The following is a 13,732-nucleotide window of genomic DNA, read 5'->3' on the forward strand; positions in this document are numbered from 1 at the left end:
TTCCGAGGGACCGGGTCTGGAATGAAGCTCTATGCTCGATTACTTTCAAGCACATGCTGCTGAAGCGATGGGCGACAGCGATGTGGCGATGGCTATGACATGGAAACGTGTACGTTGGCGTCTACGGGCCAGAGTCTGACAATGTGTGAGGCATATCTACCCCTACCAGGAATTTGATCAATGGCGCGTGCTGATCGCGTCAGCGCTCCAAGGTCGATCGAAAACGGATCCAGGAACTTAAGCACGATCCCCGCGCTGTGTCAGAATGGCTGGCCAGAAAGATCGCGATATACCGGTACTTGTCCATCACATTGATTAAGCCCATCAGCAAGCGGCCAGTCTTGCGGACTGTCCCCTGCGTGCATCGTGCCGATGCTGGCTGACGAAGGTGTTCCTATGGGCTCTGAGGCCACGATCTATGGTGTACTCAGGCAACATGGCCAGACCCTTTCACAGAGGCCGTACACGCCCACTACAGTCTTCCTGAATGGGAGATAGCGATGGAGAGCGATTTTGTTTATGCTGGAATAACCATAAACACTGGCACATGGGGGTATCGCGTCCGTCATGTCGGCACGTAGTATCGTGGTGAAGACACCCGGATTCTGGATGCCCGCTATACGCTTTACTAACAGCGGAAACGGACGAATCCACCACGTTGCCCGGACCAAGCCAGGAATGGGTCTCCTGTCGTTGCGGTTACCTCAACCCGACCCGGAACGAGAGGGAAGCGGTGAAAGCAGAGATTCAGGTTAAAGATAAAACGAGATCGGATGCGTGATTCCGGCGACGGTAAGGTTGACATGCTCTGACGGAGCCCTTGCTAATGGGTGACTGGAGTCGGATGGTTCTGCAAGTAGGTGACAAGTTGGCTGAGAGGCATGGGCCGCGCAAAGAGAAAACCCTGCATCTGATCGCATTGCCGATTTGCTAATTCTTTATGTTGTTCTAAGGTCTCTATGCCTTCAGCAACAACCAGCATCCCCATGTGGTGGGCCATCGTGATCACTCCTTCAACGATGGCTGCCATCCGTTGCTCTGATTTGGTGCGCTGTACAAAAGTCCGGTCTAGTTTCAGTTTATGTGTCGGTAGATCGCACAAGTAACTCAAGCTCGAGAACCCTGTTCCGAAATCGTCAATCGCGACTCCGACTCCCAGATGTTTGAGGGAGTCCATCAGTTTAAGAACGTTGTCAGTCCCATCGAGCAAGATGCTCTCGGTTACCTCGAGTTCCAGCTGTCCTGGTTGCATATCTGCCGCCTGAAGCGCACTACGTACATCGTCAAGAAATCCGTCGCGGTGGAACTGCAATGAGGATATGTTCACTGCAACAGATAAGGGCTTATCAAGTTTGTCATTGAGCGAACCGATTTCCTTGCAGGCATGATGAAGAATCCATCTTCCAATCGGAATAATTTGACCTGATTGTTCCGACAATGGGATGAACTCACTCGGCATGATCAGCCCTCGTTTTGGGTGTAGCCATCGCACAAGTGCTTCGACGCCACAGATGGACTGATCGGCTGTTCGCAAGATGGGTTGATAGTGTATCTGGAACTGATCAGAATTGAGCGCTTCGTGTAATTCCTGTCGCACGGTCACGTTATGAACGGTTGCCTTTTCTCTACGATCTTTCGACCAGATCCAGGTATTGCGGCCCTGTTTCTTGGCTTCGGATAAGGCGAGATCCGCATAGTGGAACAGTTCGTGAGCGTGATCAAGTGGCTCAGAATTGCAGGCTATCCCAATGCTAGCACTCAGGTGAATGGGACGGTCTCCCACAAGAAGCGGTTCACCAACTGCCCTAAGAACTCTGTTGACCGCATGAATTATCTCTGTCCTGTTGGAGTATCCTCGTAACAATATGGCAAATTCGTCCCCCGCTATTCTTGCGACGAAATCCCGTGGACCAGCAAGTTTCTTGAGCCTATTTCCTATGATCGAAAGTACTCTGCTTCCGATGTGATGCCCGAGCCCATCATTGATTGGTTTGAAATCATCCAGATCGATGGAAAGCAAGCCAATCAGGGATGGCGAGATCTTGCTCTCTTCGAACGCTTCGTTCATCAAATCAGTGAACGCGGATTGGTTAAGAAGTCCGGTCAGTACATCGTGAGTTGTCTGGTAGGTGATCTGTTGCGCCTGCTGTCGTTCTCGCGTGACGTCCTGTTGAATCTCGATGAAGTGTGAACACTCCTTCTCTTCATTGAAGACAGGTCGAATCATGAGATGATTCCAGAACCAGCTTCCATCCTTACGGTAGTTCTTGATCACCACGTCTACTTCTGTTTGATTCTTCAAACCTTCGTATATCAAGCTAACATGTTCAGGTGAGGTATCGGGACCTTCGAGAAAGCTGAGATCCCTCCCTATGACCTCTTCTGGTGCATATCCAGTAATCTGGAGAAACGCAGGATTCACATAGGTAGCTGGCGTATGCATTTGTCGCGCGTCGAGTAACACCAGTCCGTGTGGACTGGCTTCGATGCCGCGTTTCAGGTATCGAAGTTCGCATTGTTGCTTCTTGCGCTCGCTCACATCACGGCAGATTCCGTACACGCCAACAATCTTGGATTGAATGAGAACAGGAAAATTTGTAATCTCGAGATGATAAGTATGTCCTCTGGCATGGCGTCCAGCGGTTTCGTAGGTGACGGATTCTCCACAGCATGCTCTTTGAAATGCTTCCAGAGTGCTGTCACGATAGGCAGGGTCAATGAACTCAGAAAAGTGAAAGCCAATGATGTCAGCCTGTCCATAACCACTAATCCTTTCAAACGATCGATTGCCCGATAAAAATCTTCCTTGCAGATCAAATGTGTAGACGCCATCGGGGTGATTCTCGAACAGGGCTTGATGCCATTGGGTCAGGACCAGGTGTTTGTGAGTGTCCCGATCGCGAAGTAAAGCGAGAGCCGCCAGTCCCGCTCCTCTTGCAAGAGACCTGAGATCGTTTTCACGAGGAAGATGGGGCTTTTGATAATAGGTCGCAAACGTTCCGAGTAACTCGCCGTTGCCCCCAATGATTGGCATGGACCAGCAAGCTTTCAACCCCTCCTCGTGCGCCAGATGATGGTAGCCGGACCAGTTGGAATCTGTGGAAATGTTTTTGGTGATAACCAGTTTCTTGTTGTGAGCGGCGAATCCACAAGTGCCTGTGTGCGCATTCACCGGGATACCTTGCATTGCCAGAACATAGTGCTCAGAGAAGCGAGGCCCCGATACCAGGCTGAGTGTGTGGGACGTCTGGTCGTACTGCATGACCGACACAAGTGCGTCGGGAATCATCAGCTCAATCCAGTTCGTGATAGCACCGAGCGTCTCTGATAGAGAGTGCTGATGGACAATCATTTCGTGTATTCGTTGCTGTGAGTCAAGCAACGACTGCTCATCGGGTCTGTTCATCATGTCGCCTACCAACCTGTCAGGTAAGGGTCTAGGTAACGGCATCGTTGGCCTTAACCGGACTGATGCATACAAATTATGCCGTCATGATGAAAGCCTGGGAAGAACGCCATGCAACTCGCCCGAAAAGGAAACTCGTGACATTCTACCGATGTGAAACAGCAGTTACTTATATGCTTAAGAAATATGCATATTGATGCTATTCAAAAATAGTATCTTTTCCGTGATCAAGAAGCCAGACAGCCGACTCTTGCGAAGCCTCAGGTGTTGTCGATGAAGCTGATCCATAGCCTGTCAATCATTTGCCGATACAAAAGCTAGAAAAGATACGTCCCAGCAGGTCGTCTGACGTCATCCTGCCGGTGATTTCCCCAAGCTGGTCGTGGCATAGCCTCAATTCTTCTGCTAACAGATCCAGAACAGCATCATTGAGTCTTGCATGGTCCCTGGCTAGCTCAAGGTGCTCCAACGCGGCTTGCATGGCCTGGATGTGACGCTCGCGACCGAGCCAGGGAGATGCCTCACCCAGTGTCCTGCCTGAAGCATCCAGGATAGCCTGGCGAAGGCTGTCGAGCCCTTTCCTTGTCTTGGCTGATACCCGGACCGTTCCAGACGATTGAAATGGCTCAGAGGATGAGTCGATCAAATCCACTTTGTTTAAGACGTTGAGCAGGATCTTTCCTTTCAGTACGTCCCCGTGGAGTGTCGGGTCCAGTACGGAGACTGGATGACGGCTATCCATGACATTAAGAATAACGTCAGCAGACCGGATCTCAGCCCAGCTTCGCTCGATACCTATCATCTCGATCTGATCTGTCGCATCACGCAAGCCAGCTGTGTCAGTGACCGTGACAGGCACTCCATCTAGATTCAAGGTTTCACGGATGGAGTCTCTAGTCGTACCAGCGATGTCAGTGACAATCGCAATATCCTGATCGAACAACGCGTTCATCAGACTGGATTTTCCGACGTTGGGCTGCCCTGCCAGAACAACCTTCAGGCCTTCTCTCAGGAAGCGACTCTGCTTCGCAATTTCAAGCGTCTCACAAAGCTTGCTGTATACCGTTTCCAGACGGGATCGCACCTGGTACTTCTCGATGAATTCGATTTCTTCTTCCGGGAAATCGAGTGTGGCTTCAACCAGAATCCGCAGTTCAACCAGATCTTCGATCAGTCTGGTGACTTCTTCAGAGAACCTGCCGCTAAGTGATGCTGCCGCGGCTTTAGCGGCTGCGGTCGAGTTGGCATCAATCAAGTCAGCGATTGCCTCTGCTTGAGCCAGGTCGATCTTGTCATTCAGAAAGGCTCTGAGGGTGAACTCCCCAGCGTTGGCCAGACGCAGTCCGTATGCCTTTCCAACTTCAAGACAATGGGCAAGCAGGATGCGGAGCACCGCAGGACCACCATGTCCTTGCAGTTCGAGTATGTCTTCTCCGGTATAGGAAGCGGGTGCCTGGAAATACAGGGCAATACCATAATCCAGCACTGTCTGGTCAGCGCCTGGGAAAGGAAGGTAGTGAGCGTGCCGTGGGATCAGGTCCCGCCCGAGGAGTTTCTTGATGAACTGGCGCAGGTTTGGGCCGGAGATACGAATCACACCTACGCCACCCTTACCCATTGCTGTTGCGATCGCAGCAATGGGCTCAGGCGCGCCTGAATCGGCACTTATCGGTGCGGCTGATTCGCCGACTGGTTCATTTTGCGGGTGATATACCACTGCTGTGCAATCGAGAGAATGTTGTTCACGCACCAGTAAAGTACCAGTCCGGCCGGGAAGAAAAACATCATTCCACCAAACACCAGCGGCATGAGCATCATGACCTTGGCCTGCATTGGGTCCGGAGGTGTAGGGTTGAGTTTGATCTGCAGGAACATCGTTGCCATCATGACTGCTGGCAGGATAAAGAACGGGTCACGCGCTGACAGGTCGTCCACCCACAAAATCCAGGGAGCCCCGCGCATTTCCACACTGGCCAGTAGCACCCAGTAAAGTGAAATGAAGACAGGGATCTGGATCAGAATCGGCAGACATCCTCCAAGTGGATTGATCTTCTCAGTCCGATACATCTCCATCATTGCCGTGTTGAGCTTCTGGCGATCATCGCCATATTTCTCTTTAAGTGCCTGCAGTCTAGGCGCAACCAGCTTCATTTTGGCCATCGAACGATAGCTCGCGGCCGACAACGGGTAGAAGGCCAGCTTGATCAGGATCGTCAGGGCAACAATTGTCCACCCCCAGTTACCGATGACATCATGAATCCAGGTCATCAGAACGAACAAAGGACGTGCAATGATGGTCAGCCAGCCGTAATCAACCACCAGGCCCAGTCCGGGAGCGAGTTCGTTGAGCTGGTCCTGATCTTGAGGTCCGACCCACAGTTTGGCTTGCAGGGATGCATTTTGCTCGGCATTGATGGAACCAAGCGGCTCGATACTGCGAACTGCATACAGATTCTGTCCGAGAGGCGCCATTTCATAGGAGCGTTCTTTTCCTTGTGGTGGAACCCAGGCAGTAACGAAGTAATGCTGGATCATGGCGAACCAGCCGTCTGAAGCCTGACGGATATAGTCGCCTTTCTTCTTCTCGATGTCTGAGAAGGATACCTTCTGGAATTTGTCCTGTTCCGAGTAAATGGCTGGCCCGGTGAAGGTGTGATAGAAGCTTGAGGTGTTCTCCGGGTCCTCGCCATCACGCGTAATCTGAAGATACAGTGAAGGATTGACGGGCGAGTCATTAAGGTTCTCAATCTGATGGTCAACATCGATTGCGTAGGACCCTTTGTGCAGAGTGAAGGTCTTGGTTACTTTGACACCGCCGGACTCGGCAACAAACTGAACAGGCAGAGTGTCTCCGGTCATGTTGGTGTCGCCACCCACAAACTCGAACCGGGTCAGGTGGGTGGGAAAGCTAGAGCCATCCTCTGCGCCAACAACACCGGTCTGCACGACATAGGTGTGCAGGTTGCCTTGCTCCAGAAGGACAAAAGGCTCGTTTTTGTCATCCGAAGATGGATACTTGAGCAGGTCTGCACCAACGAGCTGAGCTCCGTTGAGATCGAAATGCAGTCTCAGGACGTCAGTCGTTACGGTGATGGTTTCAGCTGGATCGGGTGCGGGTGGTTGCGCCATCGGCGTGGCAGCAGGGGTTCCGCTGGCGTTTTGCGGAGCACTGGGAACACCAGCTGGCCCAGAAGCATTACCAGATGCCGTGGACTCTTGGCTTTGAGGGGCGGGTCCACCAAATATTGAGGTTCCACCTTGATGAATCTGCCAGTTGCTCCAGAGCATGAGCAACGAGAAAGCAAAAATCATCAGTAGGATAGTGCGACGGATATCCATTCTTAGCGAGCTACCTGAGGAGAATTCAAGAAAACATGGCAGTGTAGCCTTATTCGGTGTCAGTGATCATGTGGTTTGGATTTCGAAACCGGATCGTGGCCACCGTGACTCCAGGGATGACATCGGGAAAGTCTCCTGATGGTCATCCAGCTGCCTTGCAAAGCGCCATGTTCGCGCAGTGCTTCAATCGCATACTGTGAACAGGTTGGTGTAAAACGGCAGTTACTTCCAACCCATGGACTGAGAAAAAACTGATAGCCTCTTACGAGCTTGATGAGAAGCCAGGCAATCATGACTTGAGCAGTCTATGGGTCAGGTTGCTGCATTCGAAAGCGATCAATTGCTTGAGCGCTGTCAGGGACAAGGGTGCAACTTTAGAATGCACTCTAAATGCGTAAGTTCCTGGGGAAGCAGATGTTGATTGTTTCTGAAAAATTCTCGCACGACCCGCTTGACGGCGTTTCGGGAAACGGCGTGCTTCAGGAAGCGCTTAGGAACAATCAATCCCAGTCGGGCGCACTCGGTATTGCTGGCCCGCTTGTGATTCAGGACGAGAACGGACCCTCTTGCGACAGGCCGTGTTCTTAAGGTAGCCGCAAAGTCGGAAGGTTGCAGCATCCTAGCGGCGCGCGGAAACTCCGGCATAACGCCACCTACCAGATAGACGGTAAAACAAAGTGCAAGTTGTGCAGGTCGCCAGGCCCAGTGTCGGAAACACTGGGGCCGGAGGCAGTCTGATACATGTTAGACGGCCAGACGCTTGCGACCCTTGGCACGACGTGCATTGATCACTGCGCGGCCACCACGCGTTTTCATGCGCACACGAAATCCGTGCGTACGCTTACGGCGGGTAACTGACGGTTGATAAGTTCTTTTCATGACATCACTCGAAATGTAATCCCGGTCCCCCGGAAAAGCCCTCTATTTCAACAGTTATTTGAAAGATAGTCAAATATCACAATTTCTTCAGTCGATGTATCCAAATGTCCTAGAGTATCCTGTCCCTGTGGATAACCTATCTACAAACAGTTAAAATCAAGGTTTACCTAAGCAGCATTATGGATGAATTCTGGCAAGCCTGTCTCGAGACGCTCGAGCAGGAGCTTCCCCCTCAACAAATGAACGCCTGGATCAGGCCACTGACACCGATCGATTTCGATGATGCGGAATCGACGGTGCGGATTGCTGCGCCCAATCGTTTCAAGCTTGACTGGGTCAAGAAGAACTTCACTTCGCGGATTGAAGAGCTCGCAAGTGACTTTTTCGAGAAACCTGTTTCTTTGACGCTGACCCTGGCTGCTCCTGGAGCGGGATCTGGTCTGCGTCCACTGGCTAGCCCTGAGACGGGTGCACGACAGTCTGCAGGAGCGAGTGGTACCCAGGCAGCAGCGCAGCAGGGGGGCATTACACCGAATCTCACATCCGTTCAGCCGTTGTCAGGTCAGCCTGCTGTGCACGCCAAACCGGCAACGGCTGACAGTGAGAAGAATCTGCCTAACCCGTCGCGTTTGAATGCCAACCTGACTTTCCAGACGTTTGTGACCGGGAAGGCCAACCAGCTTGCACGGGCTGCAGCATTGCAGGTTGCAGAGAATCCGGGACGTTCTTACAACCCGCTGTTTCTGTACGGGGGTGTTGGCCTCGGGAAAACGCACCTCATCCATGCGATCGGTAACTCGATGCTCCAGCGCCGCAATGACGTACGAGTACGGTATGTCCATGCTGACCAGTACGTTTCCGATGTGGTCAAAGCCTACCAGCGTAAGGCATTTGACGATTTCAAGCGGTACTATCATTCGCTTGATCTGCTCTTGATTGACGATATTCAGTTTTTCTCGGGAAAGAACCGGACGCAGGAAGAGTTTTTCTATGCGTTTGAGGCAATGGTGGTTCAGCACAAGCAAATCATCATCACCAGTGACACCTATCCCAAGGAGCTGTCCGGAATCGATGACCGACTGATCTCTCGCTTCGACTCCGGACTGACGGTGGCTATTGAGCCACCGGAACTGGAGATGCGAGTGGCTATTCTGTTGCGCAAAGCGGAAGTCGAGGGCGTGCGCATGCCTGAAGAGGTGGCGTTCTTCATTGCAAAGCATCTGCGTAGTAACGTGCGGGAGCTTGAAGGTGCGCTTCACAAGGTCCTCGCCTACAGCCGTTTTCACGGACGTAACGAACTGTCAGTCGAATTGTGCAGGGAAGCGTTGAAGGATTTGCTGTCGGTCTTCAATGGACAGATTACGGTTGAGAATATTCAGAAGACGGTCGCGGACTTCTACAAGATCAAGGTCGCCGACATGTACTCGAAACGCAGACCTGCCAGTATTGCGGTTCCCAGGCAGATAGCGATGTACCTGGCGAAAGAGCTGACACAGAAAAGTCTGCCAGAGATTGGCGAACTTTTTGGGGGACGCGACCACACCACGGTGCTACATGCAGTCAGAAAAATTACCGAATTACGGGGCAAGCAAGCAGAATTGAATCACGCGTTGCACGTGCTCGAACAAACTCTCAAAGGATGATCCATGCGACTGATCTCGACAAGCAGGGATGAACTGCTAAAGCCATTATTGACAGTGGCTGGTATTGTTGAACGACGGCACACGATGCCCATTCTTGCCAACGTCCTGATTAAGAAAGTGGGTACATCGGTGTTCTTTATCGCGACCGATCTGGAAGTACAGATTTCCGCGAAGGCTGTCTTCGATGAGACTCCTGAAGAATCAGCAACAACCGTCAACACCCGCAAGCTGATAGATGTCCTCCGGGCCTTGCCGTCGGTAGGACAGGTATCACTGTCGGTGGAAAAGTCCAAGTTGCTGATCCAGTGCGGCAAGAGCCGGTTTACCATTCAGACTGTCAGCGCGAACGAGTTCCCGACGCTGACCGAACTGACACGCAGCGACATTGAGATCAATATTCCGTCGAACAAGCTCAAGCACTTGTTCAATATGACCCATTATTCGATGGCCCAGCAGGACATTCGGTATTACCTGAATGGTACTTTGCTGGTGTTCGAGCCGACGTTGCTTCATGCGGTCGGTACCGATGCTCATCGTCTGGCACATTGCGCGGTCGAGATTGAAGGAGTGGAAGAACCACATGACATCATTCTTCCCAGAAAGACAGTCACAGAGCTTCAACGCATGCTTCCAGACTCGGACGATCAGGTAAGGCTACAGGTAGGTATCGGACAGGTGCGATTCAGCTTTGGTAATGTCGAACTTATTTCCAAGCTGGTCGAAGGCAAATTCCCGGATTACAAACGGGTTCTTCCGACCGACTATGTCTGCTACTTCGATGTCGAGCGTGAACAGCTCCTTGGTAGTCTGAATCGCGCGGCGATTCTCACTACAAACGAAAAGCTGCGCAGTGTCAGAGTTCAGCTTGGGGATAACCTCATGACGATCTCTTCAAGTAATGCGGACCAGGAAGCCGCGAACGAAGAACTCGAGATCGACTATTCATTCTCGCCCCTTGATATCGGCTTTAACGTAACCTATCTGCAGGATTTCCTGTCGAGCGTGAAGTCCGAAACAGTTCGCTGGTCGGTCAAGCCAGAGACCAGTTCCTCAGTACTTCTAGGAGTACCAGGCGAGGATTCCTTTCAGTACGTCGTAATGCCAATGCGGATTTAATCAATATGTCAGATACTCAGAACGCTGGAGCCAACTCCGGATATGGTGCCGATTCGATCAAGATGCTCAAGGGCCTTGAGGCTGTGCGGAAGCGTCCCGGCATGTACATTGGAGACACATCCGATGGAACGGGTCTGCACCATATGGTCTTCGAGGTGGTGGACAACGCGATTGATGAGGCGTTGGGGGCTATTGTGATGACATCGTGGTCACTATTCACTCGGACAACTCCATCTCTGTGACAGATAATGGTCGGGGAATTCCGACTGCTATCCATAAGGATGACGAGTTTGAGCGTAGTGCTGCTGAAATCGTGATGACCGAATTGCACGCTGGTGGAAAGTTCGATCAGAACTCGTACAAAGTGTCTGGCGGTCTGCACGGCGTAGGTGTTTCCTGCGTTAACGCACTCTCCTCCTGGCTACGTCTGACGATTCGACGTGATGGAAAAGTTCATCAGATGGAATTTCGTCGTGGTGAGCGACTCGAGCCACTGAAAGTCATCGGAGACACGACGAGACAGGGAACGGAAGTCCATTTCCTGGCTGATACGGACATCTTCAACAACGTCGAGTATCACTACGAGATTCTGTCCAAGCGTTTGCGTGAGCTCTCCTTCCTGAACAACGGTGTCAAGATCCGTCTCGTTGATCAACGCCACAATAAGGAAGAGAACTTTGCGTTTGCCGGTGGTGTTCAGGGATTCGTTCAATACATCAATCGCAGCAAGACAGTTCTGCATCCGAATGTCTTCAGTGTCTCCACGGAGTCAGATGCCGGGGGAGTCTCTGTCGGTGTTGAAGTGGCAATGCAATGGAATGACGGATACAGCGAGCAAGTGCTTTGCTTTACCAACAATATCCCTCAGCGCGATGGTGGTACCCACCTGACAGGCCTGCGCGCTGCGATGACGCGCATCATCAACAAGTACATTCACGACAACGAGATCAACAAGAAAGCAAAGGTTGAGACCTCCGGTGACGACATGCGTGAAGGCTTGTCATGTGTGTTGTCGGTGAAGGTTCCCGAACCAAAGTTCAGCAGCCAGACAAAGGACAAACTGGTCTCCAGTGAGGTGCGTCCAGCTGTTGAAGAGGCCGTTGCTAGAACGCTCGAAAGCTGGTTGCTTGAGAACCCAACCGATGCAAAGGCGTTATGTGCCAAGGTTGTCGAGGCAGCTAGAGCACGCGAGGCCGCTCGAAAAGCTCGTGAAATGACGCGTCGAAAGAGTGTTCTCGAAGGAGCGGGTCTGCCAGGCAAACTTGCTGACTGTCAGGAAAAGGATCCAGCGCTTAGCGAAATCTATATCGTCGAGGGTGACTCTGCTGGTGGGTCGGCCAAGCAAGGGCGCGACCGCAAGTTTCAGGCAATTCTGCCTCTGCGAGGCAAAGTTCTCAACGTTGAGAAAGCCCGCTTTGATCGATTGATTGCCAGCGATCAGATCGCCACGCTCATCACGGCACTTGGCACCAGCATTGGGCCGGATTTCAATATCGAGAAACTGCGATATCACCGCATCATCATCATGACTGACGCGGACGTAGACGGTGCACACATTCGTACACTACTTCTGACGCTCTTTTATCGCCAGATGCCGCAGCTTGTAGAGGGAGGTCACATCTACATTGCTCAGCCACCTCTGTACAAAGTAAAAGTTGGCAAAGATGAGCGCTATCTTAAGGACGAGGCCGAAGAAGCCCAGTTCATGCTGCAGATGGCACTCAAGGACGCTGGTCTTACACCTCGAAAGGATGCAGAACCTATCGCTGGTGAAGGACTTGATCATCTGGCACGCCAGTATGCGCTAGCAGAGGCTGTAGTCGGCAGGTTGGCTCGTCACATGGACGCTGAGGCGCTGTGGGCAATCATGAACGGTATCCGACTTGATCTGAGTAGTGAGGAAGCGGCAAACAAGAGTGCGCAACAACTTCAGGAGGCACTCACGGATCCTCTTGCACCTCAAGCATTGGCTGTACGGGCTGAGTATGACGAGGTAACAGAGAAGCGCCGTCTCGCTATCGAGCGTGTACATCATGGCAACGTCAAGGCTTCTCACATAACAGAAGACTTTCTGATAGGCGCGGACAACGAGGTCCTGGTCAATGCGGCTCGGACTTTCCGGGATCTGATCGGAGAGGGTGGTGTTGTCTACAAAGGTGACGGAGAGAAGCGTCGAGAATCACCGGTCGAGGATTTTGGTCAGGTGATGAAGTGGCTGCGCTCGGAAGCCGAACGCGGTGTTTCCAAGCAGCGATATAAGGGTCTAGGTGAGATGAATCCTGAACAGTTGTGGGAAACCACGATGGATCCGACCGTCCGCCGACTCTGGAAAGTACAGATTGAAGACGCGATTGCTGCGGACGAAATCTTCACGACGCTGATGGGGGATCATGTCGAACCAAGACGCGCGTTCATAGAACGTAATGCACTTTATGCATCAAATATAGACATTTAAGCGTTGTTGTAGGTAGATATAAAATATGAGCCAAATAGACCCACAAACAGAGATGTTGTAGGATCCGATTAGAACTTAGATTTATCCGGAGTAGTTTAGATTTTCCGGTTTAATCTTAGATAGGCCACCTTCGGGTGGTCTTTTTTTGCATCAAGATCCTTAGGAGTGATTAATTAATAACAAATATTTTAATGAGTTTCAAAACAGATCACTGATCGATATTAATATAACGAGTTGCTCTGCTGTCGTATATGGCCAGCAATTTCTTGGTCATGATTTCTTCCTGGTAGTTGTTTCCGAAATACATCAGTTCGAAAACGTATTTACCATTTTTCAAATCTCTCACGAACAAAAAATCTGGCTGTCCCTCTTCAATTTTGAAGTAGGTAAAAAATGCATACTTTCTACCGTCAAGCTCAGCTACTATTTTGTGTCTGTAACCCTCGTATTCATCTACACTGAAGAAGAATGATGAAACTTCCTTCCAGCATTCGTTTGAGTGTTCTGGGGGCTGATGCTTTACTTGAGACAGGGTGGCACCGATAACATTATTTGAGAATATTGCTGAGCCAGTTCGATCCGTGCAAGGATGTTTTGGCCAAGGAGGCCCGAGTGAATCAAAAAATACGCGGCCGCCATTCTCAGAAGCGTAAAAAAATACAGGGACACCACAGACCGGACACCGCGCATTCGGCTTTGTATAGCTCGAGGCAAAACCAGAGAAATTTGGAATCTGGGGGGCAAGACGAGGGGTAGCCTTAAAAATTTTTGGAGAATATCCCTGTCCAAGACTGGAATATGATGCTCCACCCCAACCACAAGTACATCCCGGAGGATGATTATGGGCGTTACACATGAAACCCTCTTTTTTCATGGGTGATAATTACATTATCC

General features: G+C 51.2%; 9 protein-coding genes and 1 pseudogene. 3 read left to right on the plus strand and 7 right to left on the minus strand.

Going from position 1 to position 13,732, the window contains the following annotated elements:
- Nucleotides 1-823: 823 nt before the first annotated feature.
- The 6 genes from DBV39_RS14300 to rpmH form a co-directional block, all read right to left on the minus strand.
- Entirely contained in the window at nt 824-3,352 is a 2,529-nt protein-coding gene (locus tag DBV39_RS14300) for a bifunctional diguanylate cyclase/phosphodiesterase (RefSeq protein ID WP_227870641.1), read from the minus strand.
- A gap of 352 nt (nt 3,353-3,704) precedes the next feature.
- A complete protein-coding gene (gene mnmE / locus DBV39_RS14305; protein ID WP_108622108.1) occupies nt 3,705-5,024 on the minus strand; it encodes a tRNA uridine-5-carboxymethylaminomethyl(34) synthesis GTPase MnmE in 1,320 nt (439 codons plus the stop codon).
- Nucleotides 5,025-5,071: 47 nt separating this feature from the next.
- Complete coding sequence (gene yidC, locus DBV39_RS14310) at nt 5,072-6,745, minus strand: membrane protein insertase YidC (RefSeq protein WP_108622109.1); 1,674 nt, start codon at nt 6,743-6,745, stop codon at nt 5,072-5,074.
- A gap of 59 nt (nt 6,746-6,804) precedes the next feature.
- Nucleotides 6,805-7,038 (minus strand): membrane protein insertion efficiency factor YidD, encoded by a 234-nt coding sequence (gene yidD, locus DBV39_RS14315; protein ID WP_108622110.1) that lies wholly within the window; start codon nt 7,036-7,038, stop codon nt 6,805-6,807.
- 61 nt (nt 7,039-7,099) lie between these two features.
- The gene (gene rnpA, locus DBV39_RS14320; RefSeq protein ID WP_227870643.1) at nt 7,100-7,390 is read right to left on the minus strand and encodes a ribonuclease P protein component; all 291 of its coding nucleotides are present in this window, start codon (nt 7,388-7,390) and stop codon (nt 7,100-7,102) included.
- Nucleotides 7,391-7,489: 99 nt separating this feature from the next.
- Nucleotides 7,490-7,624 carry a 50S ribosomal protein L34 gene (rpmH, locus tag DBV39_RS14325; RefSeq protein WP_006578231.1) on the minus strand — a complete coding sequence of 45 codons (135 nt, stop codon included), beginning with the start codon at nt 7,622-7,624 and terminating at the stop codon, nt 7,490-7,492.
- Nucleotides 7,625-7,803: 179 nt separating this feature from the next.
- On the opposite strand from rpmH, the gene dnaA reads away from it, so the two are divergent.
- The 3 genes and pseudogenes from dnaA to gyrB all read left to right on the plus strand — a co-directional run bounded on the left by dnaA (nt 7,804) and on the right by gyrB (nt 12,838).
- Nucleotides 7,804-9,267 (plus strand): chromosomal replication initiator protein DnaA, encoded by a 1,464-nt coding sequence (gene dnaA / locus DBV39_RS14330; protein ID WP_108622111.1) that lies wholly within the window; start codon nt 7,804-7,806, stop codon nt 9,265-9,267.
- Nucleotides 9,268-9,270: 3 nt separating this feature from the next.
- The gene (dnaN, locus tag DBV39_RS14335) at nt 9,271-10,383 is read left to right on the plus strand and encodes a DNA polymerase III subunit beta (protein ID WP_108622112.1); all 1,113 of its coding nucleotides are present in this window, start codon (nt 9,271-9,273) and stop codon (nt 10,381-10,383) included.
- Between the two features lie 5 nt (nt 10,384-10,388).
- Nucleotides 10,389-12,838, plus strand: a pseudogene (gene gyrB / locus DBV39_RS14340) (DNA topoisomerase (ATP-hydrolyzing) subunit B).
- Between the two features lie 208 nt (nt 12,839-13,046).
- Here gyrB and DBV39_RS19560 read toward each other — a convergent pair.
- Nucleotides 13,047-13,712, minus strand: a complete 666-nt coding sequence (locus DBV39_RS19560) for a hypothetical protein (RefSeq protein WP_159078963.1) — start codon at nt 13,710-13,712, stop codon at nt 13,047-13,049.
- Between the last annotated feature and the right edge of the window lie 20 nt (nt 13,713-13,732).

Origin of the sequence: Orrella marina, assembly GCF_003058465.1 — a bacterium.
In the GTDB taxonomy this organism is placed as follows: Bacteria; Pseudomonadota; Gammaproteobacteria; order Burkholderiales; family Burkholderiaceae_B; genus Algicoccus; species Algicoccus marinus.